The 23735-nt window shown below is 68.7% G+C and carries 20 protein-coding genes; 6 read left to right on the top strand and 14 right to left on the bottom strand.

Features of this window, described 5'->3' with window-relative positions:
• The 6 genes from IT306_30865 to ggt all read right to left on the bottom strand — a co-directional run bounded on the left by IT306_30865 (position 1) and on the right by ggt (position 10171).
• Complete coding sequence (locus IT306_30865; protein MCC7372855.1) at positions 1–990, bottom strand: ABC transporter permease; 990 nt, start codon at positions 988–990, stop codon at positions 1–3.
• Positions 991–1169: 179 nt separating this feature from the next.
• Positions 1170–3401 (bottom strand): ABC transporter substrate-binding protein, encoded by a 2232-nt coding sequence (locus IT306_30860; protein MCC7372854.1) that lies wholly within the window; start codon positions 3399–3401, stop codon positions 1170–1172.
• Between the two features lie 268 nt (positions 3402–3669).
• Positions 3670–5910 carry an ABC transporter substrate-binding protein gene (locus tag IT306_30855; protein MCC7372853.1) on the bottom strand — a complete coding sequence of 747 codons (2241 nt, stop codon included), beginning with the start codon at positions 5908–5910 and terminating at the stop codon, positions 3670–3672.
• Between the two features lie 289 nt (positions 5911–6199).
• Complete coding sequence (locus IT306_30850; protein MCC7372852.1) at positions 6200–6589, bottom strand: response regulator; 390 nt, start codon at positions 6587–6589, stop codon at positions 6200–6202.
• Complete coding sequence (locus IT306_30845; GenBank protein ID MCC7372851.1) at positions 6586–8394, bottom strand: response regulator; 1809 nt, start codon at positions 8392–8394, stop codon at positions 6586–6588. The genes IT306_30850 and IT306_30845 overlap by 4 nt, the downstream gene beginning before the upstream one ends.
• A 106-nt stretch (positions 8395–8500) precedes the next feature.
• Entirely contained in the window at positions 8501–10171 is a 1671-nt protein-coding gene (gene ggt / locus IT306_30840; protein ID MCC7372850.1) for a gamma-glutamyltransferase, read from the bottom strand.
• A gap of 209 nt (positions 10172–10380) precedes the next feature.
• Between ggt and IT306_30835 the strand changes: the two genes are divergently transcribed.
• Both IT306_30835 and IT306_30830 read left to right on the top strand, forming a co-directional pair.
• A complete protein-coding gene (locus tag IT306_30835; GenBank protein MCC7372849.1) occupies positions 10381–11649 on the top strand; it encodes a DUF11 domain-containing protein in 1269 nt (422 codons plus the stop codon).
• Positions 11650–11713: 64 nt separating this feature from the next.
• Positions 11714–12064, top strand: a complete 351-nt coding sequence (locus IT306_30830; protein MCC7372848.1) for a DUF11 domain-containing protein — start codon at positions 11714–11716, stop codon at positions 12062–12064.
• 87 nt (positions 12065–12151) lie between these two features.
• On the opposite strand, the gene IT306_30825 is transcribed toward IT306_30830, so the two are convergent.
• Positions 12152–12475, bottom strand: a complete 324-nt coding sequence (locus IT306_30825; GenBank protein ID MCC7372847.1) for an antibiotic biosynthesis monooxygenase — start codon at positions 12473–12475, stop codon at positions 12152–12154.
• Positions 12476–12653: 178 nt separating this feature from the next.
• Here IT306_30825 and IT306_30820 point away from each other — a divergent pair, with 178 nt between their 5' ends.
• A complete protein-coding gene (locus IT306_30820) occupies positions 12654–15113 on the top strand; it encodes a DEAD/DEAH box helicase (protein MCC7372846.1) in 2460 nt (819 codons plus the stop codon).
• A gap of 83 nt (positions 15114–15196) precedes the next feature.
• On the opposite strand, the gene IT306_30815 is transcribed toward IT306_30820, so the two are convergent.
• Both IT306_30815 and IT306_30810 read right to left on the bottom strand, forming a co-directional pair.
• On the bottom strand, positions 15197–15844 hold the full coding sequence (locus tag IT306_30815) for a hypothetical protein (GenBank protein ID MCC7372845.1): 648 nt from the start codon (positions 15842–15844) through the stop codon (positions 15197–15199).
• Entirely contained in the window at positions 15841–16578 is a 738-nt protein-coding gene (locus IT306_30810; protein MCC7372844.1) for a phosphate starvation-inducible protein PhoH, read from the bottom strand. The genes IT306_30815 and IT306_30810 overlap by 4 nt, the downstream gene beginning before the upstream one ends.
• A 199-nt stretch (positions 16579–16777) precedes the next feature.
• Between IT306_30810 and IT306_30805 the strand changes: the two genes are divergently transcribed.
• The gene (locus tag IT306_30805; protein ID MCC7372843.1) at positions 16778–17275 is read left to right on the top strand and encodes a hypothetical protein; all 498 of its coding nucleotides are present in this window, start codon (positions 16778–16780) and stop codon (positions 17273–17275) included.
• 296 nt (positions 17276–17571) lie between these two features.
• On the opposite strand, the gene IT306_30800 is transcribed toward IT306_30805, so the two are convergent.
• From IT306_30800 to IT306_30785, 4 genes are all read right to left on the bottom strand, one after another.
• Complete coding sequence (locus tag IT306_30800) at positions 17572–17970, bottom strand: hypothetical protein (GenBank protein MCC7372842.1); 399 nt, start codon at positions 17968–17970, stop codon at positions 17572–17574.
• 10 nt (positions 17971–17980) lie between these two features.
• Positions 17981–18421 (bottom strand): peptide-methionine (R)-S-oxide reductase MsrB, encoded by a 441-nt coding sequence (gene msrB / locus IT306_30795; GenBank protein MCC7372841.1) that lies wholly within the window; start codon positions 18419–18421, stop codon positions 17981–17983.
• A gap of 131 nt (positions 18422–18552) precedes the next feature.
• Positions 18553–19596 carry an LLM class flavin-dependent oxidoreductase gene (locus IT306_30790; GenBank protein MCC7372840.1) on the bottom strand — a complete coding sequence of 348 codons (1044 nt, stop codon included), beginning with the start codon at positions 19594–19596 and terminating at the stop codon, positions 18553–18555.
• A gap of 92 nt (positions 19597–19688) precedes the next feature.
• Positions 19689–20447, bottom strand: coding sequence for a methyltransferase domain-containing protein (locus tag IT306_30785; GenBank protein MCC7372839.1), 759 nt, complete (start codon positions 20445–20447; stop codon positions 19689–19691).
• A 147-nt stretch (positions 20448–20594) separates the two neighbouring features.
• On the opposite strand from IT306_30785, the gene IT306_30780 reads away from it, so the two are divergent.
• A complete protein-coding gene (locus IT306_30780) occupies positions 20595–21026 on the top strand; it encodes a hypothetical protein (protein ID MCC7372838.1) in 432 nt (143 codons plus the stop codon).
• A gap of 395 nt (positions 21027–21421) precedes the next feature.
• Here IT306_30780 and IT306_30775 read toward each other — a convergent pair whose 3' ends face one another.
• Positions 21422–22849, bottom strand: a complete 1428-nt coding sequence (locus tag IT306_30775) for an MFS transporter (protein ID MCC7372837.1) — start codon at positions 22847–22849, stop codon at positions 21422–21424.
• Positions 22850–23030: 181 nt separating this feature from the next.
• Between IT306_30775 and IT306_30770 the strand changes: the two genes are divergently transcribed.
• Entirely contained in the window at positions 23031–23282 is a 252-nt protein-coding gene (locus IT306_30770; GenBank protein MCC7372836.1) for a type II toxin-antitoxin system HicB family antitoxin, read from the top strand.
• Positions 23283–23735: the final 453 nt, after the last annotated feature.

Below are 23735 nucleotides of genomic sequence, written 5' to 3'. Positions count from 1 at the left end.
TTACCGTCCTTCCAGCCGGATGCGCGGATCGATCCACATCAGGATCAGGTCAGAGAGGAACGTGCCGATCACCGTCATCACGCCGAGCAGCAACACGATGGTGCCGGCGAGGAACATGTCCTGGGCGATCAGCGCCTTGAGTAGTAGTGGGCCGACGGTCGGTAAGCTCAGCACCAGCGACACGATGATGCTGCCCGAGACCACGTAGGGAAGCGTGTAGCCGATCGTGCTCGCGAAGGGGTTGAGGGCCACGCGGACCGGGTACTTGAGGATCGCCCGGGTCTCGGACAGGCCCTTGGCGCGCGCCGTCACCACGTACGGCTTCCGCAGCTCGTCCAGCAGGTTGGCGCGCATGATGCGGACGGCCTGCCCGGTGCCCGCCAGCCCGAGGATCAAGGCCGGAATCGGCAGGTGGTTCAGCAGGTCCATGAACTTGCCGAAGCTCCAGGGCGCGTCCAGATACTCTGCGCTGAAGAGGCCGCCGATGTTGGCGTCGAAGAGCGTGAAACCAAAGTAGAGGATCAGCAGCGCCAGCAGGAAGCCCGGCACCGCCAGTCCGATGAAACCAATGAAGGTGAAAACATAGTCGCCGATGGAGTACTGGCGCATGGCCGAGTAGATGCCAATCGGCAAGGCCAGCCCCCACGTCAGGATGACCGCCGCAATCGAGACGACCATCGTCAGCGCGAGGCGGTCACCGATGACTTCCGTCACCGGGCGGCCCCATTCCATCGCCATGCCGAAGTTGCCGCGCATGGCGAGGGCCATCCACTTCAGATACTGCACGTAGATCGGTTGATCGAGTCCATACTGGATTCGGAGGTTCTCGGCCTCCTGCTGGGAGACCGCGCTGCCCGACGCCGACATCTGCGCGATGTACGCGTCGACGTAGTCTCCAGGCGGCAGCTGAATGATGGCGAACGACAACATCGAGATCGCCACGACGGTAAACAGTGCGAGGATCAGTCGGCGAATCAGGTACGCGATCATCGTCCTATCCAGCTCCGAGTGTAGGGTGGGGAGTCTGGGAGAGGGGCAAACGCGCCAGGACGACGCCCCTACCCCACGCTCGTCACTCGATTGTCAGCCGATGGTCAGCAGGTGGCGTCAGGTTGCCACCCGCACAGTATGGGCTGCCCGCGCCAGTGCGGGCAGCCCTTTTCACGCGCCTAGCTCTTGAAGAACCACGTCACCGGCAGCGCGGCGCACGGCGTTCGCCCGTGCTGGCCGTTGAACTGCCGCTGCGGAATGTTGCCGAGGTTGTTCTTGACGATCCGGACGCCCATGACGGCCGGCGACAGGCCGACAGTTCCGACCGTCCAGCTCTCCTCGACGATGATCTTCCAGATCTCCTGCGCGGTCTTGATGCGGTCTGCCTCCTCCTTGCCGAATGCGCCCTTGAACAGGTCGAGCGCCTTGAGCATCTCCGGATCCTCAGGCTTCATCCCAGCCGATCCGCCGCTCTGGTACCACTTGCCGATCTCCGGCCCCATCCAGCACTGGCCGGCCCGCACGGGCAGGGCGTGGTCCGGGAAAGCGTACAACAGCTCGGAGCCGTCGTTCGCCCAGATCACCGTCTGGACCTCGTTGCCGTCGCGCCGCCGCTCGGCCAGCGTCCGCTCGTGCTCCACAGCGTCGAGCTGGATGCCGATCTTCTTCAGCTGCTGGCTCATCATCTCGCCGATCTTCGGGAACGGCACGAACGAGCCGCCCACCGTCACCAGCTCGATGCGGAGCCGGCCCTTGCCGTCCGTCCGCAGCCGGAAGCCTTCGGCGTCCTTCTTATCCAGGCCGATCTTGTCCAGCAGCTGATTCGCCTGGTTGACATCCAGCGTGGCCCACTTCTTCCGGTACTCGGGGCCCGGGCTGTACGGGGAGGTCTCGGCCGGGGCCGACGATCCAGGCGTGCCCACGCCGAGCCAGAACGTCTCGTTGAGCTGGTCGCGGTCAAGGCCGAGCGCCAGGGCGTGACGGAAATCTCTGTTGCGCAGCCACTTGGCGATCTCCGGATCGGCTGAGAAGCTCTGGTTGATCTGCCACGCCGCGTCCGCGCCGTTGGCGGCCGGGTCGAGGTGGATCGCGTAGTTCCCCTTCTGCCGGTTCTCGATGAACACCGGCAGCTTGCCGAGGTCCATGTGGCGCTCTTGCTCGTCGTACTCGCCGGCGATGGCCCGGAGGTTGATGACCTCGAGGTTCTCGCCGAGCGTCATCTGGACCTTGTCCAGGTACGGGAGCTGGTTGCCCTCGGTGTCCACGGCGTAGAAGAACGGGTTCCGCTCAAGGGTCCAGGCGGGGGTGTTGATCGGCGTGGCCGTCTTCCACGGCCCCAGGACCGGCAGGTCCGGGTTGAGCCGCCAGTTGATCTTGAACTTGAAGTAGCTCACCCAGCTGTCGAAGTTGGCAGCCTTCGCCTCGGCCTCGATCTTCGCCTGGTCCGAGTACTTCGGCAGGAACTGCTTCAGGTAGTGGGCCGGCGCGACGATCCCCCGGTAGCTGTCGCCCTGGTTCTGCGAGGAGCCGAGGAACGTCGAGCCGCCGATGATGTCCATGAAGCCAGGGTACGGCTCGGGGAACGTGAAGCGGACGGTCGTCTCGTCCACCTTCTCCAGCGTGCCGGCCTTGCCATTGATGGTCAGCTCAGCGGTCGGCGCCGGGACGAGATCCTTGTTGCCGTAGATGTCGTTGAACCAGAACATCACGTCGTCAGCGGTGAACGGCTGCCCGTCCGACCACTTGTGGCCCTTTCGCAGGAAGAAGGTGATGGTCTTGCCGCCATCCTTCACTTCCCAGCTCTTGGCCACGCCCGGCCGCTGCTTGACGCCCTGGTAATCCCAGAACACGATCTTGTCGAGCGAGATGATCCGGTTGCCGTTCTCACCGTCGCCAGGGCCGGTGAAAGCACGCCGCCAGGTGCCGCCGTACTTGCCAATGCCCTCAAGCGGCTTGATGACCAGCGGCTCGGCGGGGAGCCGCTGCTCGACGGCCGGCAGCTTGCCACCCTTGACCAGCTCCGCCAGCATCGGGGCCTCGCCGAGCTTGGCCGGCCGCTCGGCCTTGTCCAGGATCTCGCCGCCTTCCCACTTCCCGATGAACTGCGAGCCCAGGCCGCCCTCGCCGGGCTTGGCCGCCGGCGCGCCAGCAGCGGGCTTCGCATCGGCGGCCGGCTTGGCAGCGTCGGCCGGCTTCGCAGCCTCGGCCGGCTTGGCCGGCGCGGCAGCAGCCGTCGTCGGCGCAGCGGCAGCCGGCTTCGCTGCCTCGGCGGGCTTGGTCTCCGCCGGCTTGGTCTCTGCCGGCTTCGTGGCCGGAGCCGCCGGCGCACAGGCCGCCAGCAACCCCACGCCGGCGACGCCGACGCCGACACGCAGGAACGACCTGCGAGAGAACGGATGCATCATTGACATGCGCGTGCAACCTCCATCGTGGAGCACCGGGGCCGTGCCCCGGTCGGGGGGATCTGTATGGCGTCAAAGCCACACACTGCGTACGTGGCGACGGTGTACCACGGGAAATCCGGATCGTCAAGCCTGAGCGATACCCGCCAGAATATGGCTCAGGCCGTCTGACACAATTTTCACGACACGACCGCTGCTCACGCTCCACGGCGCAGGATGCACACGCTTGCGCTGGTTGCGGCGGGCGGCTGACGACTCCCCGCCGCAACCATTCCACCTAGCTCTTGAAGTACATAGTGCACGGCTGCATCGCCGTCGGCGTGCGACCGTGCTGCCCGTTGAACTGCCGCGACGGCGAGTTCCCGACGTTGTTCCTGACGATGCGAACCCCCATGACCGCCGGTGACAGCCCGACGGTGCCGATGGACCATGCGCCCTCGGCCAGGATCTTCCAGATCTCCTGAATCTGCTTGGTGCGCGCCTCGGCTTCAAGCCCCGGCCCCTTGCGGAACAGGTCGAGCGCCTTCTCCATCTCGGGGTCTTCCGGCTTCATGCCCTGCGCGCCGTTCGAGGCGAACCACTTGCCGATCTCCGTCCCCATCAGCACACCCGTCGTGATCGGCAGGGCGTGGTTCGGGTAGCCGTACAGCAGCTCCGAGCCGTCGTTGGCCCACAGCTCGATCTGGTTCTCGTTGGCGAGCTGCCGTCGCTGGTTCAGGCTGCGCTCGACTTCCTGCGCGTCGAGCTGAATGCCGATAGCCTTCCACTGCTGAGCGAGCATCTCGCCGATCTTCGGGAACGGCACGAACGAGCCGCCAACGGTCGGCATCTGGAGCCGCAGTCGCTGGCCGTTGTCGGTCCGCAGGCGGTACCCCTCGGCATCCTTCTTCGTCAGGCCGATCTTGTCGAGCAGTTCGTTCGCCTGCTTGACATCCAGCACGGCCCACTTCTTCCGCCACTCAGGGCCAGGGTTCGCTGGCAACGACTCGTCGGGGACGGTCGAGCCGGGCGTGCCAGTGCCCAGCCAGAACACCTCGTTGAGCTGCTCGCGGTCCACCCCGAGCGCGAGGGCGTGGCGGAAGTCGCGGTTCCGCAGCCACTTGGCGATCTCAGGATCCGCCGAGTAGCTCTGGTTCACCTGGATGGTGGCATCCGAGCCGTTGGCGGAAGGGTCGAGCTTGACGGTGTAGTTGCCCTTCTGCTGGTTCTCCAGGAAGACGGGCAGCTTGCCCATGTCGATGTGGCGCTCTTGCGAGTCGAACTCGCCGGCGATGGCACGCAGGTTGAGCACTTCCAGGTTCTCAGCCAGGGTGAACTGGACCTTGTCCCAGTACGGAAGCTGGTTCCCCTCGGTGTCCACCCCGAAGAAGAACGGATTGCGCTCCAGGGTCCAGACCGGCGTGTTGATCGGCTGCACCGTCTTCCAGGCAGCCAGCACCGGCAGATCGACGTTGTACCGCCAGTTGGCACGATTCCGGAAGAAGTTGACCCAGGTGTCGATGCCGGCCGCCTTGGTCAGCTCCTCCACCTTGGCCTGGCCAGCATACTTGGGCAGGAACTGCTTCAGGTAGTGGGCCGGCGCGTACGGTCCCCGGAACTGCGGGTCGGAGCCCTGGTTCTGGGCCGAGCCGATGTAGGTGCTGCCGCCCATGATGTCGAGGAACCCGGGGTACGGGTCTGGGAACGAGAAGCGGACGGTCGTCTCGTTGACCTTCTCCATCTTGCCGACCTTGCCGTTGATGGACAGGTCGGCGGTGGGGGTGGGCGTCAGCTCCTTGTCCCCGTAGATGTCCTCGTACCAGAACATGAAGTCGTCGGCGGTGAGCGGCGTGCCATCAGACCACTTGTGGCCCTTCCGCAGGAAGAAGGTGATGACGCGGCCGCCTTCGGTGATCTCCCAGCCACGGGCAACCGACGGCTTCTGCTGGATCCCCTGGAAGTCCCAGAAGACCAGCTTATCGTTCGACATGATCCGGTTGCCGTTTTCGTGATCGCCCGGGCCGGTGAAGCCTCTACGCCAGGTCCCGCCGTACTTGCCGATCTCGTGGACCGGCTTGATGACCATCGGCTCCTCAGGCACACGCTGCTCGACAGCGGGCAGCTTGCCGGCCTTGACCAGCTCGGCGAGCATCGGGGCCTCACCCAGCTTCGCCGGGCGCTTCGCCTCGGCCAGGATCTCCGGGCCTTCCCACTTGCCGATGAGCTGCGCGCCGAGCTTCTGCTCGCCGGGCTTGCCGGCAGCGGCCGGCTTCGCAGCCTCGGCCGGCTTGGCGGCGGGCGGGGCGGCAGCCGCCGGCACCGCGGGCTTGGCGACCTCGGCAGGCTTGGCAGCTTCGGCCGGCTTCGCAGCCTCGGCCGGCTTGGCCGGCGCGGTGGTGGCAGCGGGCGCGGCTGGCTTCGATTCGGCCGGCTTGGCGGCCGGGGCCGCCGGCGCACAGGCGGCAAGCAGGCTCACTCCGACGACCCCGAACGTCCCCTGGAGCAACGCACGACGCGACATGCCAGGCCATTGTGCCATGGTGCTACCCCCACTGGTAGGGCGGCAGGTGACTGCCCTTGTCACCTGCCGAGATCTCCGCGCAGCAGCAGCGCTGACGCGTCTGGCGAGGTATAGCGTAACCACGGCGGCCGGTCAACTGAATCGCGACGCGAGCCAGGCCAATCGCACGATCGGTGACGTTCCCATTCCACCGCGAATCGGGCAGTCAGGGCTTTCAAGCCCCGACGAAACGACGAGCCGTGCACATCATGCAATCGCCCTGTGACGCGAGCGCCCGAAACCCGAAACTCGAATCCCGAAACCCAGCCTACAGCCCCAGCGCCCCCTCGACGTACGTCAGCAGCGAGATCGGCGAGAACGGCTTCGTCAGGTACAGGTCCGCGCCGGCCGCCAGCCCGGCCTCGATGTCCATCGCCTGGGCCTTCGAGGTCAGCATCACGATCTTGGTGTGGGTGAGCGCTGGATGCTCGCGCACCCGCCGCGCCACCTCCAGCCCCGTCTGCCCTGGCATCTGCACGTCCAGCAGCACCAGCTCCGGCCGGTGCTGGAGGATCAGCGCCCAGGCCTCGTCGCCGTCCGCCGCTTCGATGACGCCGATCTGGTCCGAGGCGATGGTCGCGTTGACCAGCAGCCGCATGCTCGGCTCGTCGTCGGCGATGAGGACATACCGTTTGCCGGCCGCGGACGGACCGCTCATGACGCGGTCTCCTCGCCGGACGGCGCGGGCTCGCGCACGGCGACGCCGGACACCTTGAGAGCCTCGGCTACGGCGTCCGCCGCGGCGCTGGCGATGCCCGGGCGCTTGGACATGATCCGCGTCACGCCCAGGCTTTCAAGCTCGGCGCGCTCTGCCGCTCCGATGTCGCGGTGCGTGACGATGCAGACCGTGCCGATACCCACATCACGGGCGCGCAGCTCGCGCAGGAGGGCGTCGCCGGTCGTGTCCGGCAGCATCAGATCGAGCATCACGGCCTGCGGCGGTGTGCCGAGCACGGCGGCCAGGGCTGCCGCGCCCGTCTCCACGCGCCGGGCCGTCAGCCCCCGCGATCCCAGCTCGACTTCGAGCAGCCGGCCAAACACGACGTCGTCCTCCACGATCAACACATCACCAGCCTCAGCGGGCACATCGGCCAGGGGGAGGGTGAAACTCAGCCGCGCCCCCGTTCCCAGACCGGCTGATTCTGCACGAACCTGGCCGCCGTGCGCCTCCACCAGCCCCTTAACGATCGCCAACCCGAGCCCGGTCCCCCGGATCTCACGCCTGTCGGTATTATCGACGCGATAGAACCGCTCGAACAGGCGAGGCAGGGCCTCGGGTGGGATGCCCAGCCCGTGGTCCGTCACGGCGATCTCGACGGCGCCATCCACCTCGCGCGCGCTCAGCACGACAGTCCCGCCGCCCGGAGAGTACTTGCGGGCGTTCCCGAGCAGGTTGCTCAGCACTTGCTGAACGCTGTTGGCGTCCGCCCGCACCGGCGGCAGGTCCGTCGGCGCGTCGATGACGATGGGGCAGGCCGAGTCCGGGCCGACCGTGCTGACCGCCCGTTCGAGCAGCAGATACGGCAGACACGCCTCGAACGCCAGCGGATCGCCGCCGCCCGTCATCCGCTGGAGGTCCAGCAGGTCGTCGACGAGCGAGGCGAGCCGGCGGCTCTCCTGCACCATCGAGGTCAGGAAGCGGCGGCGCTGGTCTTCCGGGAACTCGCGCAGCAGGAGCAGCTCGGCAAACCCGACGACGCTCGCCAGCGGCGTTCGCAGCTCGTGGTTGACGACCGAGATGATCTCGTCCTTGAGGCGCGTCACGTCACGTTCTGGGGTCACGTCGCGCAGCGTGAGGCCGACGCCCGAGCGGGTCTCGTCGTCGGTGGGCACGGGGAAGACCTGGATGCGGAGGTCACGCGCGGGGACCGTTGCGCCGTCGCCCAGCAGGCGGACCTCGAACGCCTCGCGGGCCTCAGGGTTGGAGCTGACGCGCCGCCACTCGGCGAACGCCTCGGTGGGCGAAGCCAGCCGCTCGGCCAGCCGCCCGATGACCTGCTCGACATGCATCCCCATGGTCGAGCCGGGCTCGACGCCGAGCAGCTCGGCCGCCGGCCGGTTCGCGAACCGCACGATGCGGTCGGCGTCGAGGATGGCCAGCCCCTCGCCCATGTTGGCGATGACGGTGGCAAGCGTCGCCCGCTCTCGGCCAAGCGCCACACTCAGACGGTCGCGCACGGCGTGGGCACGCTGCCGCTCATCGCTGGTGTGGCGGCTGAAGGCCCGCAGCCGCGCCCAGAGCAGGCCCAGACAGATCAGCCCGAGCGCCACCACGAGCATGTCGATGCTCGGGTGGACAATCGGGCGGTCCAGGGCGTTACCGAGGGCATGGACGACGGGCGGCGCGAGTACGAGCAGCAGCAGCAGCGGGATCAGCGAGGCGTCGAGCCAGGTGCGCCGGCTCTCCCGGGCGTCGTCCTGGTCATCATTCCAGGGCCGCGGCTGCTGATCTCGGTAGGGCACGCGTCGCCTCACTGGCGGCCCGTTACGACAGGGGCCGCCAACACCCGGTGTTGTGTGTACGCGCCGAGCGCCAGTCGGTCGCTCGGCGCCGAAGGGTACCAGCCCGCTACCAGCCCAGCGACGCACCATCCCGACGGGGGTCCGCCCCACCGGTCAGCAGGCCGCTCCGCGGATCGACGGCGACGCCGTGTCCTCCGCCGACGGCGTTGGTGAACGGCGCCAGGATCCGCAGCTCGTGCCCGAGCGCCCGCAGGCCGTCCACCGTCTCGGTCGGCAGGCGCCCTTCCACGTCCACCAACGTCCGCTCGAAGGCCCGGAAGCGGGGAGCTTCGATGGCCGCTTGGACGTTGAACCCGAAATCCAGGTGGTTGAGCAGCATCTGGAGCGTCGTCTGCAGGATGCCGTACGACCCCGGTGTGCCGATGCCGAGGACCGCTGCGCCGTCCCGCGTGACGATGCATGGGGCCATCGGGCATTCCATCGGGCGGCCGGGCCGGAGATAGTTCGGGCTGTCGGGATTGACGTCCTGCCAGTAGAGGAAATTGTTCATCGGGATGCCCGTCGCGCCGGCCACAAAGGCGTTTCCGAAGACGCCGCCGTTGCTCTGGGTGACGGACACGAGGTTGCCCTCGTCGTCCACGGCCTCGAAGTGGGTGGTGTGGTCGCGCTTGTAGCGGAGGGGATCGCCGGGGGCGACCAGCCCGTCCTTCTTGGCGAGGTAGCGCTCACCCTCGCTCTGGGCGGCCTGCTGGAAGTCGATCAGCGCCCGCCGCCCGGCGACGAAGTCGTCGGCGAGCAGGCTTGTGGCCGGGACGGACGGATCCATCGTGTAGGCGGCGCGGTCGGCGCTCGCCAGCTTGACGGTCTCCAGCAGCAGGTGCAGGTACGCGGTCGTGTTATGGCCGAGGCCTTCGAGGTCGAACGCTTCGAGGATCCGCATCGACTCGAGGTACTGGATGCCGGAGCACTCGGGCGGCATCGTCATCACGGTGTTCCCGCGATACTGGATGGCCAGCGGCTCCAGCCACCGAAGCTGGATGTCCCCGAGGTCGTCCATGGTCAGCCAGCCGCCGGCCTCCTGGATCGCCCGGGTGATCTCCTCGCCAAGCTGGCCCTTGTAGTAGACGTCCGCGCCGCCCTCGGCGATCATCCGCAGGCTGCGCGCCATGCCCGGCTGTGGCACCAGCTCGCCCACGCGCGGCACGCGGCCGTCTGGGAAGTAGGCCGCCCGCGACGAGGCGAACCGGCTCAGGCGGGCCTCGGCGTTGGCGAGCATGCCGGCCGCGAACGCCGTGATCGGCCAGCCGCGCTCGGCCACCTCGATGGCGAAGCTGAAGACGGCCGCGCGGTCGAGCCGCCCGAAGCGCTCCAGGGCCGCCAGCCAGCCGGCCACGGCGCTCGGCTGACAGGTCGCGCGGACGTCGCTGTAGACCTCTTCCTGGTCGGTCCAGGCGTTGCCCTGGGCGGCGCGCGGCGCCCGGCCCAGGTAGTCGAGGCCGTGGATCTGGCCGGTCGTGCCCTCGCGGATCAGCATGTAGCCGCCGCCACCGCCCAGCCCGGACATGAACGGCTCGACGACGGCCAGGGTGGCCGCCACGGCAACGGCGGCATCGACGGCGTTGCCGCCCTGCTGCAGCGCGCGGATGCCGGCCTGCGAGGCGAGGTTGTGCGCCGAGCTGACGACCCCGCGCACGCCGACGGCCGGCGGACGGAACGCGCCTCCGTGCGGGCCTTGCATGGTGCTGCCCATGGTTGCCGGGGCTGCTGTCATCGCCATCGCCTACCTCCGAGGGTCGCGGGGTCCGAGAGTGCCCTCAGGGTAGACGATCCAGCAGGGGCATTTCAGCGCCCCAATCGTCGCCGCCCCCGATATACGCCGCCTCATCGAACGCCACCGCTGTCCGCCTCTTCAATCAGTTGCCGAACGGCATCAAGACGCGCGGCCTTACGCCCAGCCAGGGGAACTGTGGGTATCAGCCGCTGATCGTGTGTGACGTCGGGGATATCCCGGCCGGCGGCGAGGTGCGCGTCAGCGTCAACGGCATTGCCGATCCTGGTGCGCCGGGCGAAGGCAGCTACCGCGTCCAGGCCATGGCCCGTGAGTCCGACCCGACGCCACGCAACAACCGTGGCGCACGGGTGGTAACCATCGCGCCAGCCCCGGAGATCGTCGTCACGGCAAAGGCCGTTCCCGAGCGGGCCGCTGTCGGCGAGGAGATCACGTACACGTTCACCGTCACCAACAATGGCCCTGGCGCTGTGACGGATCGTACGCTGAGACAGCACACGGACCTGGACGGTCTGCGGATCGTCCGCCCGGACCCGCGCTGCGCTGACGGCCCGGGGGAGACGCAGGTACGCCCCCGCGAGTGTCCGCTGGGTGATCTGGCGGCGGGCCAGAGCGTCGTGGTCACCCAGGTGGCGGTCGCCCCAATGCCAGGCAGACATGAGTACACAGTGACCGCACTCGCGCACGAGCCTGGGAGTCACCGCGCGCGCCAGAACGCATCGAGTATCGTCACGGTTGACCCCACGATTGACCTGGCGGTGACCGTCAATGGCCCACCCGGCCCGGTCCAGGCCGGCGACGAACTCAGGTTCTCGGTGACCGTCGAGAATCGGTCAGACACGGCGGTGGAGGGCGTGGAGATCACTGTTCCTCTCGCTCCCGGAACTGAGGTCTCCCGGTCGATGTGGGGGTCTGAGCGCCGCGACTGCGGTATGCACGGCGAGACCGAGGTTGGCTGCTCCGTGCAGCGGCTCGAAGCTGGAACGAGCAAGACGGTCGCACTCGCCATCGTGGCTGGCCCCGCCGGTCAGATGGATCTGAGCGCCAGCGTGCAAGCCAGAGCATCGCTGTCAACACCACCCGGCGACCCCGACCTCTCGAACAACGTATCGCCGACGATCGCCGCAACCATCATCCCCCGCGACTGCGGCTCTCGCCCCCTTCCCGTCGTCCGCGTCGATCCAGGCGCTCCAAATCGTCTCCGCGTCCAGGTCGAAGCCGCCACGAATAGCAACGCCCCGGAGAACCGTCTCGGCCGGCTACGTTTCGGCGCCCTGGAAGGGACGACCGTGCCGCCGACGAACGCCCTGCTCGATTTCCCCGAACGGCTTGGACGGCAGCGGCCCGGGAACTGCCGGCCGCACGGGCGTCTTCGATGTCGAGACTGGCCGCGTCACGCGCTCGACGTTCTTCCTCCGCCGCGGCCAGCCTGGACAGGCCGTCACCCTCCCGCTGACCATCGATGACGACTGCGGAAGCTGGTCAACGACGCTTTCGGCCAGCCCCGAGCCGTGGGGCAACCGATTCTTCGTGCAGGCCTCGGCGTCGACAGAGTCAGCCGCCGTTGGCGACCGCGTCACCTACACCGCCACAGTCACCAACACCGGCGAGACCGCGGCAGCCGGGGCGGTCGTGGTCGGCACGCTGTCAGACGGGCTGACGCACGTCTCGGCCAGGATCGGCGATGCGCCGTGCAACGGCGTCCGCCCAATCATCTGCGACGCCGGCCGACTGGAGGCCGGCGCCTCGGTGACCGTGACGCTGCTTGCCGAGGCGCGCGAGCCAGGGGCGCATACCCTGGCCGTCTACGCCGCGTCGGAGTCCTTTGACCGCGCCGACGACGAGCCGCTCGCTACCGTCCAGACCGACATCCGCCCCTGACTGTCACCCAAAATCCCGCCCGGACGGTACCCGCCCGGCTCCCCTCTCCCGCGCACAGGGAGAGGGGGCGGGGGGTGAGGGCAAGACCTACTTGACCGCCATCTCGCCGAGGTCGTTCCAGTCGTCCTGCGGCACCACGAAGTTGATGATCTTCGGCGTGGCCTGCAGGTGCGGCGGCAAGTGCTGCTGAGCCGTCTTGAAGTGGGCCGAGTTCACATGCGCCCCGCCCGCGTCGCCATCGCGGAACGCCTCGACCAGCACGTACTCGTTCGGGTTGTCCAGGCTGCGAGACCAGTCGAACCAGAGGCAGCCCGGCTCGGCCCGCGTCGCCTCGGTGAACGTCCGGCTGATCTCCGGCCAGCGGTCGGCAAACTCCGGCTTGATCAGGAACTTCGCGGTGATGAAGATCATCGTCGGTCTCCGGATGTGAAAGTACGTCAGGCGTCCGTCACCAGCCTGCCGGCCGTGCTGGACGCTCCCGGCAGGGTAGCACGATGGGCCAGTTTCGCTTCCGAACGGTCTCCGCTTGCCCCCTGCCCTGGCGCGCCGTCTACAATCGCCGGGTGGAACACCTGTTCGTGGCAGGATCATGAACGTCCCCCAGCTGGTCGAGCACCTGCTCAAGTCGCGCGAGCACCAGGGCAACATCGCCGCCTTCCGGCATCAGCCGGCCCGGCCGCCGATGTATGCCCCCCTGCCCGACGGACTGGACGGCCGCCTCCGAGCCGCCTACGAGGCGCGCGGCGTCGGGCAGCTCTACACCCACCAGGCCCAGGCGATCCAGCACGTGCTCGACGGCCGCAACGTCGTGGTCGTCACGCCGACGGCCAGCGGCAAGACCCTCTGCTACAACCTGCCCGTTCTGGACGCCATCCTCAAAGATCCGAACGCCCGCGCCCTCTACCTCTTCCCGACCAAGGCCCTCGCCCAGGATCAGCAGGCCGAGCTGCACCGCCTTGTCGAGAGCACCGGCGCGGACATCAAGACGTTCACCTACGACGGCGACACTCCCGCCACCGCCCGCCGTGCCATCCGACAGGCCGGCCACGTCGTCGTCACCAATCCCGACATGCTCCACACCGGCATCCTCCCCCACCACGACAAGTGGGTCCGCCTCTTCGAGAACCTCAAGTACGTCGTGGTGGACGAGCTGCACCACTATCGCGGCGTCTTCGGGAGCCACGTCGGGAACGTCATCCGCCGCCTGCGCCGCATCTGCGCCCACTACGGCAGCAATCCCCAGTTCATCTGCTGCTCGGCCACCATCGCCAACGCCGACGAGCTGGGCCGCAACCTCGTTGGGTACGGCTCGCTGATCGACGAGGGCGCGTTCGAGCCGTCTGAGATGCTGGCCGAGCGCGCCGAAGCCCTGGTCGATCTGCCCCTGGCCCTCGTCAACGAGAGCGGCGCACCCAGCCCCGAGAAGTTCCTGCTGTTCTACAACCCGCCCGTCGTCAACCAGCAGCTCGGCATCCGCCGCTCGTCCACGCTGGTGGCCCGGAACCTCGCAACGGCCTTTCTGTCGAACAGCCTGCAAACCATCGTCTTCGCGCGCAGCCGCCTGAGCGTCGAGGTGCTCCTGCACTACCTCAAAGAGGCCGCGAAGAAGCGCCACCTGGACCCCGACGCCATCCGGGGGTACCGGGGCGGCTACCTCCCCCGCGAGCGCCGCGCCATCGAGTCCGGCATCCGCGACGGCTCCGTGCGCGGCGTCGTCGCCACCAATGCCCTGGAGCTGGGCATCGACATCGGCGGCCTCGAAGCGGCCGTCCTGACCGGCTACCCCGGCACCGTCGCCTCGACCCTCCAGCAGATGGGCCGCGTCGGGCGGCGCGACAAGCCGTCCATCGCCGCGCTGGTCCTCTCGTCGTCGCCGCTGGACCAGTTCATCGCCAGCCACCCCGACTACTTCTTCGGGCGCACGCCCGAGAGCGGCCTCGTCAACCCGGGCAACCTCGTCATCCGCGCCAACCATCTGCGCTGCGCCGCCTTCGAGCTGCCGTTCGAGGCTGGCGAGCGCTTCGGCGGCGCGGCCACCGACGAATTACTGCGCTACTTCGAGGAGGATGGCGCGCTCCACTACAACAGCACCAGCAAGAAATGGTACTGGACCAGCGAGCGCTTCCCCGCCGAGGCCGTCAGCCTCCGCACGGCCGCCAGCGACAACTTCGTCATCATTGACACCACCCAGACCGGCGCCCCCCGCGTCATCGGGGAGATGGACCGCTACGCCGCCCCGATCTACCTCCACGAAGAGGCGATCTACATCCACGGCGGCCAGCAGCACCAGGTTGAGAGGCTCGACTGGGAAGAGAAGAAGGCGTACGTGCGCCAGGTCTCGGTGGACTACTACACCGACGCCGAGCTGGCCGTCCACCTCCAGGTGACGGACGTCTTCGCACAGGAGCGCGGCGAGGCAGCTGGGGCCAGGAGTCAGGAGCCAGGAGCGGACGCTGCCACGCGCGCTGTCCCGCCTGCCCAGCCGGCGCTACCGTCCTCCGACGCTCGCACCGACGATCCACGCCCCTCGATCCACGACCTGTCGTACGCCCACGGCGAGGTCTCCGTCACCTACCAGCCGACCATCTTCAAGAAGATCAAGTTCAACACCCACGAGAACATCGGCTGGGGCAAGATCCACCTCCCCGAGGAGGAGCTGCAGACGACCGCCTTCTGGGTCACCCTGCCGGAGTCCCGCACGGCCGGGCTTCCGAAGGAGGAGGTCGAAGGCGGGCTGGTCGGGCTGGCCAACCTGCTCGGGGCGATCACCCCGCTCTACCTGATGTGCGATCCGCACGACGTCGGCGTGGTGCCGCAGGTGAAATCGCCGTTCACAGGCCTGCCGACCGTCTACGTCTACGAGCGGGTGCCGGCCGGCGTCGGGTTCGCCGAGCGGCTCTTCACGATGCGGCGTGAGCTGTTGGAGGCCGCCGCCGACCTCGCGCAGCGCTGCCTCTGCGAGAGCGGCTGCCCGAGCTGTGTCGGCCCGGGCGCCATCGTCGGAGAGCGCGGCAAACAGGGGGCCATCCACCTCGCCGTGGGCGTCTGACACGGCGGGGAGTCGGCCCCCGATACCTGACGCCTGACGGCTCACGCCTGACGGCTCACGCCTGACTGCTCACACCTGGCTGCTCACGCCTGACCGCTGGCCACTGTCGGCTGTCGCCCGCTCGTCTCCGGCAGCATCCGCTCCCGCAGCCACGGCAAGAACTTCTGGAAGAACCGCGCCGCCGCCGGCATAAAGTTCGACCCGATGTGGAACATCGGATCGAGCGAGGTCACGATCAGCGTCCCCGGGGTGCTCACCCGGTCGACGTAAAGGATCGTCCCGCCGTGCTCGCTCTCAATGATCCGCTCGGCCCCGGCAGGCGGCGTGAAGACCCCGTGATAGTGCCAGGTCGCATCGGCAAGCGTCAGGTACTCGAACAGGGAGTGCTCGGGCAGGGCGGCGCGGAGGTCGCTCTTGCCGCCCTCGCGCCACCACCAGAAGTTGACCGGGCGCTGCTCCCACTGCAACCCCGGCAGCCACGCCTGCGGCTGCTCCCCGAACAGGACCACCGTGCCGCCCCGATCCAGCACCGCTCGAACCTGCTCCGCGCTGGCGTAGAGCCGTCCCTGGTGCACCCGGCACGGCACGATCAACCCGTCGAGATCGTCCAGCGAGGTGGCGGGCAGCTCGGGCAGGTAGACCAGTTCGTCGATATGCTGGCGGTAGACGGGATCTTGCAGCACCATGTGCTGCTGCGCCGATCCGAGGTAGATCATGCCGAGCCGGCTCATGCGCCCGCCCCCGCGCCCACCACGCCCGTCGTGCGCGCCGCTTGCGGCTCGCCGGCGGCCGACGATCTGACCGCTGCCATCCGGACCTGGGCCTCCTGCCGCATCCAGGCCAGCAGTTGCGGCACCAGCCGCGCCCCCGTCCCCTCGGCGTTGGTGTAGCCCAGCAGATCGTTGCCGCTGTGGCAGAGGATCGTCCCGCGCGTGCTGACACGGTCTACGTACGTCGTCGGCTCGCCATCGGGCAGCGCCAGCAGGATCTCGGCCCCCGGCGGCGGCTCGTTGTGGCCCCGCGCGAAGAAGCCGGCCACGCCGCGACGGTAGATCAGGTTGTCCATCTCGATGCCGTCGAGGATCGGGTGCGGGGTCACCACACGGACGGCGTAGTCATGGTGCGAGCGGACGGCCTTCGGGTGGTACGCACCGCCGCCCGGCAGCCACGGCTGGAACAACATCCCACTGAAGACGAGCACCCGCCCGGTATCCAGGTAGGCGCGAATCTTCTCGGCGTGGCGGGCAAGATGCACCTGATCGACCAGCCCCGGTACGGCCAGCCCCAGGTACGCCGACAGATCAGCACGCTCCAGGTCGTACATGTCGATAGGGTCGAAGTTCGCGCCGATCAGCGGGTCCGCCAGCTGCTCGTCGATGAAGTTGGTGCACGGGTGCAGCAGGGCAAATGGACGGGCGATGGTTGATGGATCAGGGGGCAAGCCAGCAGCCGATACGGAGGGCACGAAGAAGCTCCCAGCAAGAGTCAGCCTGCCACACGGGCATCGGGGGTGACGCCCCGCACGATGCACTCGCTTGCAAACTGAAGTAAGGTCATACTAACCTAGTGCATTCGCATTGCACAAGCCTGAGTGGTGTGGCTGGCTCATGCGCGGCAGCCGTTGCCGTCATTCCCGTCCGCACCGTTGCCGGGGAGGCCGCATCGTGATCGACGTGTGTGTGGGCGCTGTCAACCGTCATCCCGAGACGGGCGTACCGCAAGTCTCGCTGGACCCTACCGCCGGCACCAACTGTCGGCGGCGGCTCATCCTGCCGATCTCCTCGGCGGCTGCCTGCACGCTCACCCACGAATTGCAGGGGCACATCACCCTGCGGGCAGCGGTCTACACCCTGATGGGCCAGGTGGCAGATGCCCTCGGCGGCGAGATCGTGGCCGTCGAGATCGTGCCGGCGATGTTCGGGATGGCGGCCGGGCGGCTGGTCGTCAGCGGCGTGGCCGGCGAGGCCCGCCTGCCCGTCGAGATCGTCCTGGGGATCGGGCTGGCCGTGGTGCTGGGATTGCCCCTGCGGGCGTCGGAAGCGCTCCTCTTCGACGCAGCCGACCGGTTGCCTGCACCCGAGCAGCCGTCCGCCGACGCCTCGACGCCGGCCCTGCCCCGCGCGGACGTCCCGGATGCCTTCAAACGGGCCTTTCAGGGCTGACCGCCACGGCCCTCATCGGGGCGGCGCGGCTGCGTGATGCGTCGGCGCACTGGCGGCGCCCTCCGTGGCATCGCGCGTCAGGTCGCGTAGCAGCAGCCGGTTCACCTCACCTGGCCGCTCATGCTGGATCCAGCGGGTTGCCCCCAGCAGGCGTTCGACGCGCAGGCATCCCACGTTCGTTAGTGTTCCCACAACGTCGCAAGACGCGCAGTCGGGGGTTGAAAGCCCCGACGACCGTGCACGACGCGCCCGACGTGCGATCCCGCGGACTCGCAACGGTACGTGTGCGCCCCGGCTCATCCAGCGGAGCGCAGCGCCTCGGTCAGCAGCAACCCCACCAGTTTCCGCTCGGCCTCGATCACCCGCACCCCCAGCGGCGTCCCCTCTGCGACCTGCCGCACCACCTCGCGGATGGTGTAGCCCGGCTCCCCGAACAGCGAGAGCCGCATCTCCGGCGGCGCGCCGGCCAGCCGTGCCAGCGTCAGCGCCTGCAAGCCTTCCAGGTCGAGCGCGTTCAGCTCGTCCAGGACACGCGGATCGGGCTGAGCCAGAAACGCTCGGAGCGTCACTGGCCCGTCAGGTCGCAGCAGGACCGGGCGCGGCAGCTCAAACGGCTTGAGCTTCCAGCGCCCGCACCGGATAGGCTCCTCGGGCGGCGCGCCGGCCATCTCACGCGTGCCCTCGCCCAGGTCCATGCTGGCTGACCTACTTCCCGTCCGGCTCCAGCTGCAGCGAGAGCGAGTTGATGCAGTAGCGCAGCCCGGTCGGGGCCGGGCCGTCTTCGAAGACGTGCCCCAGGTGGCCGCCGCAGCGCTTGCAGGTCACCTCGGTGCGGGTCATCCCGTGGCTGTAGTCGGCGGTCAGCTCGACGTTCTGCTGCGCGACGGGCGAGGTGAAGCTCGGCCAGCCACAGTGCGAGTCAAACTTGGTGTCGGAGGTGAACAGCTCGGCCCCGCACCCGGCGCAGTGATACATGCCGTCGATCTTGGTCATGTTGTACTCGCCGGTCCAGGGACGCTCGGTCCCCTTCTGGCGCAGGACGTAGTACCGCTCCGGGGTCAGGCGCTCGCGCCACTCCGCATCCGTCTTCGGCAGGTCGGCTGGCGGGGAGGCCGCGTTCGCCCCGTCCGGACGTTCGACGCTCATGGTGCTCCTCCAGGATGGGCAGGAAGATCAGGCAGGATCGGCGGGCCGCCCGGCAGAGCGGCCCGCATCGCTTCAGGAAAGCTTACCGCGCTTTCGCCAATCCGCTACGGAATGCAGCAGCCCGGAGACTCTCACTTCGGCAGCCGCGACGGCTGGCACGCTTCCATCACCGCCCGCACCGACGACTCGTCGCCCGGCCGCGAGGCCACCACCCGCACAATCGCCGTGTCCAGCCCCTCGGCCAGCCGACGGAACGCCGCCGCCGCCCCGGCCGCCGGCCCGAAGTAGCCGACCAGCCGCGCCAGCTCGATGGGGAACGCGTCGATCAGCTCAGCCTCGCTGGCACCACGGTCGCGGCGCTCCTCAAGCTCCGTCAGCGCCTCGTCGAAGCCCATCCGCCCGAAGTGCCCCCGATACCCGAGCGCCTTCGAGACGCCCGGACGGGCCATCGCGTACCCCATCAGCGCCCGCGTGAACGCCCGCCGAGCCGCTTCCTCATCCTCGTCCACGCAGATGCGGATGTACTCCACCATCGCGACCGCGCGCGGGTCGCGGCCGGCCGCCTGCGCCCCCTCGGCCACGATCTCGCGGCTCCAGGCGATCTGCTCGGGCGTACACCAGTTCAGCGCTGCGCCGTCCGAGGCCTCGCCAGCCAGCTTCAGCATGTTCGGGCCGAGCGCCCCCAGCACCACCGGCACCTTCGGCGCGTTGATGCCGAGCTGGAAGCCGTGCAGGCTGATCGCCTTGCCCTCGTACTCGACAGCCTCGCCGGCCAGCAGGCCGCGCACCGTCACCAGGTAGTCGCGCATGGTGCCGATCGGCTTGAGATCCGGCAACCCCAGCGACTGCCGATAGGCCGGGTTGTGCAGCGCGCCTGAGCCAATGCCGAGCGTGAACCGCCCCCCGCTGACCTCCCCGACGGTCGCGGCGCAGGACGCCAGCGACGGAGCCGACCACAGCGGCGCGGGGATCACCGAGATGCCGGTGCCCAGGCCGCCATCCGCCACCTCAGCGCTCGCGACGGACCACTGCGCGCAGACGTGCATGGCGTCGCGGGCATTGCCGGCGTTCGTCCAGATGCTTGCGTACCCCAGGTGCGCAGCGTGCCGCGACAGCTCGCGGTGCTGCGCCCACGACAGCCCGAGCTGCATATCCAGCCCGACGCCGATCTCCATGTCTGACCTCCCCAGCATCCTCTTTTCCGTGTCGCGCCCGTGTCGAGATAACGATAGCGGAGCGTCCCCCCGCCGCGACGCCCGCCAGCGCCCTACGGCTTGCGGGCTCGCACCAGCAGGCAGAACGGCCGCCCCCGCTCCACGATCCAGTCGGGCCGCCGCAGCAGCATCTCGGCGTCCGGCATCGGCTCCTCGACCCGCTCCACGATCAACCCCGCGTCGGTCAGGTCGTTGAGGATCGTCGAGACCATCCGGTGGTACTTCCGGACGCCGTCCATGATCCAGCTCTCTTCGCGCAGGCCCTCCTCGCCGTAGCGGCTCAGCGCCCAGTGCGTGACCGTGCCAGCCGCGTCCCGGACCCAGCCCTCGGGCGTGGCGCGGCTCAAGTAGACCGGGTGCTCGTTCGAGAACACCAGGTGGCCGCCGGGCGTCAGCCAGGACGCGATGCGTCGGGCCAGCGCGGCAAAATCCTCGACGTAGTGGAACGCCAGGGAACTGATGACCACCTCGAAGCACTCGGGCGGGAAAGCCGCCTCCTCCATCGACGCCCGCTGGTACGTCACACGCGGATGCGCGCGGTCGCGCCGGGCGACCGCCAGCATCCGCTCGGAGAGGTCCACGCCGACGACCTCGGCCGCCCCGCACTCGGCAAGATACGCAGTCCACTGGCCGGTGCCGCAGCCCAGATCGAGCGCCCGCCGGCCGGTCAGATCCGGCAGGAGCGCCTTGAACGCAGTATGCTCGTACGCGCCGGTCCACCCCTCGCCGAACCGTTCCAGTCTGGCGTACCCGGCGAAGAACCGGGCATCGTCGTAGATGTTCTGCGGTCGCTGGTCTGAAGTCATCATCATCACCGTGTGCGGTCAGCGCGGTGCGCGACACGCAAAGGAGGTATGGCTGTGGACGCTGAGACGGCGCCCGCTGGGACCGAGGGAGCACCTGGAGAGCACGCGCAGCCAGGGACCGCCGCGCCCGACGATGCCCAGACCCACCGCCGGCTGGCCGCCGACCTGTTCAACCGCGTCTGGAGCCTGCTGGGGCAAGCTGACCGGACGCAGGCCGACGACGACACGATGCTGCACGCCGCGCACGCCTCGCGTTTTCACTGGGGCGAGGTCGGGACGCCCGTCAACTTCGCCCGTGGCGAGTGGCAGATCTCCCGTGTCTACGCCACGCTGAAGCGTCCGGAGCCGGCCCTCTGGCACGCGCGCCGCTGCCTGGAATTGTGCCAGCAGAACGGCATCGGCGACTTTGACCTGGCGTTTGCCTACGAGGCGATGGCCCGCGCGCACGCCACGGCCGGGCAGCACGAGGCGACGAACAGCTACCTGCAACTGGCCCGGCAGGCTGGCCGGCAGATCGCGCGGCAGGAGGACCGCGACGTCTTTCTGGCCGACCTCGCCTCGATCCCGACCGGCAGCGAGGGTTGAACGGGAGCGCCGGTGGCAGTGTGGCGGCTACCCGCCTGTCAATCGTGAACGACCCGGTTGGGCCACTGCCGATGCTTCTCCGTCATCCCGAGCAACATGACCCATTCGGCCGAGCACAAGGCAAGCCTGACGACCCTCCACCCCGTCATCCCGCGCGGCGTGAGGCTGCTCCCTTCACCGCCATCCCGAGCGGAGTGAGCGTGCGAACGCAGTCGAGGGATCTTCCTCACGTAGCCACAACGAGGTAGATCCCTCTCCACTCCGCTCGTGCCTCGCCGCGGTCGGGATGACGGACGGGTGTGCTCGTTCCTCGCGTAGCTTGCCCTGAGCTTGCCGAATGGCGTCGGGATGACGACGGGCACTGAGCGCCCCTGCGACTGACGCCTGACGAGCCACTACCCGCGCTTCCAGACCCCCAGGCCGACCGCCGCTCCCGCCAGCCCGGCCATCGCGATGCAGCCCAGCACGAAGCCCCAGCGGATCGCATCCGAGGTCAGCTCGCCGCCGAACCCACTGACGACCGTCGCCAGGATCGCCGAGGGGATCGTCACGCCGAACGCATGCCCGAAGTGGCGCGTCGTCTCCAGCATCCCCGAGGCCACCCCGCGCGAGCTTGACGGCAGCGTGCTCATGATGACCGTGTTGTTGACGGCCAGCAGGACGCCACTCCCCAATCCTGCCACCAGCCCGGCCAGGATCAGCCCGGCGTAGCTCTCGTACCAGCCTGAGACGGCCCACGCGGCCAGCCCGAGGGTCAGCAGCGACGCGCCAGCCGGCCGCAGCCACCATGCGCGGGCGCGATCATAGAACCAGCCGCCAAGATAGGCGGTGGCCGTGATGCTGGCCTGCACGACGACCATCAGCGCGCCGCCCGACAGGATGCTCATGGCAAGCCCCTGCACCACCAGCAGCGGCCCGAGGAACATCGCGCCCATCATCGTCAGGTGCAGGATGGCGTTCACCCCGACAGCCGCGCCGAACTGGGCGTTGTGCAGTTGTCGCCAGTCCATCAACGGCACGCGGACGCGCCGCTCCACCACGATGAACGCCGTCCCCGTGGCAATCGCCAGCAGCGGCAGCCAGACGTGGAACACGGGCATCACGACCTCGGACGTGGCGCCGTGTGGATGGTTCAGCGCGAACGCCAGCACCGTCATCGTCACGACGAGCAGCGCGGCGCCGGCCCAGTCCACCGTGCCGCCGCTCCGCTCGCTGCCCGGCAGGCTGCGCGCGCGGACGGCCGCCAGCAGCGCCAGCGGCAGCGGCCCCAGGAACAGCAGCGGCCAGACCCCGGCCTGCACGGCTAGCGTCCCCAGCGCTGACCCGATCACCGCCGCCAGCGAGGAGGCCGTCGCGACGATCGCGATGGCGCGGGCGCGCCCGGTGGTGGGGACAGCCCGGGCGATGATCGCCAGGTTGTTGCCGGAGATCATCGCGCCGCCGATGCCCTGCCCGATGCGCGCCGCCAGCAAGACCTCGAAGGTGGGGGCAAGGCCGGCCAGCGCCGTGGCCGCCGCGAACGTCAGCGCGCCAGCCCCGAACATCCGTCGGTGCCCGAGCAGATCCCCGAGCCGCCCCGAGACGAGCAGCGTGCCGGCCAGGGCCAGGATGTACACCGTCATCAGCCAGGCGCCGTCCAGCGCCGAGACGCCCAGCGCCGCCGAGACGCTCGGCACGACAGCCGTCAGCGGCGTCAGCCCGAGCTGAATCAGGATCTCGCCGATGCCCACCGTGACGATGGTGCCGCGCGGACTGGTGGTCGTGGTCCCGTCGCGCTGACGGGCGAGCGGCAGGGTGAGCCGCCCGGCGGCGACGTTCTGCATCGGCGGTGTGTCCTTCACGAGTCTCTTCGGTCAGTGTACCGGGCGTGCGCTCCCCGCGCTCGCCGCCGCTCACGCAGGGGTGCCCGCAGCATCCTGCACTGCGGCCATCGCAGTCGCACCCCCCATCTTTTGCGTCTTGTATCCTTCAGCAGCGGTCTTTCGCGGTCAGGAGGCTCTCATTGTGGCGAACGTCTACCGGGTTCCGCTCGTCCTGACGCCACAACCAGAAGGCGGCCACACCGTGACCTCGCCGGCGCTGCCAGGACTGGTTACTGAAGGTGACTCGCTCGAACAGGCGCTGGAGCACGTCGAAGATGCCCTGCGGGCCACCCTGGAGTTGTATGAAGACACCGGCCGTCCTGTCCCCCGAGGTTTGGTCCAGGACCCGGATGCCGGTTCGATCCAGTTTGACCTGCTCGTCCCCACGTCGTGACCTATCGGGAGGTTGCACGGAAACTCCGAGCACTTGGCTGCGAAGAACTTCCCGTCGCAGCGGCGGCTCGCACCGGAAATGGCACAATCCCACGACCGGTGGAGCTACCGTGGTTCCTGACTGGGGAAGCAAGGATTTGCGGGCAGCCGTTCGCGACCTCGATATCGGCTGGGATCGGTTTCTCCAAGCCTGACACGCGAGCAGCCGGTCGATCTCGTGGTGGCCTCTGCCATCAGCAACTCGTACTTCCGCCAGTCGGTTGGCCAGTCAAAGGTACTCATGCAATCGCCCTGAGTCACGAACCAGGGCGATTGCATGTTGATGTCGTCGTGCCGCCGCGTCGGGGCTTGAAAGCCCCGCCTACGATCCTGCAGTCGCTGCGCGACGCTGTAGTCTCACCAGTCCCTGTCCGTGCCCGGTGTCCGTCGCGCAGCGACGGCATGCGTGTAGGCG

The sequence above is a fragment of the Chloroflexota bacterium genome, from assembly GCA_020850535.1.
Classification (GTDB): domain Bacteria; phylum Chloroflexota; class UBA6077; order UBA6077; family JACCZL01; genus JADZEM01.
The sequence above is the reverse complement of the archived record's forward strand: the minus strand, read 5'-3'. Positions and strand labels throughout refer to the sequence as shown.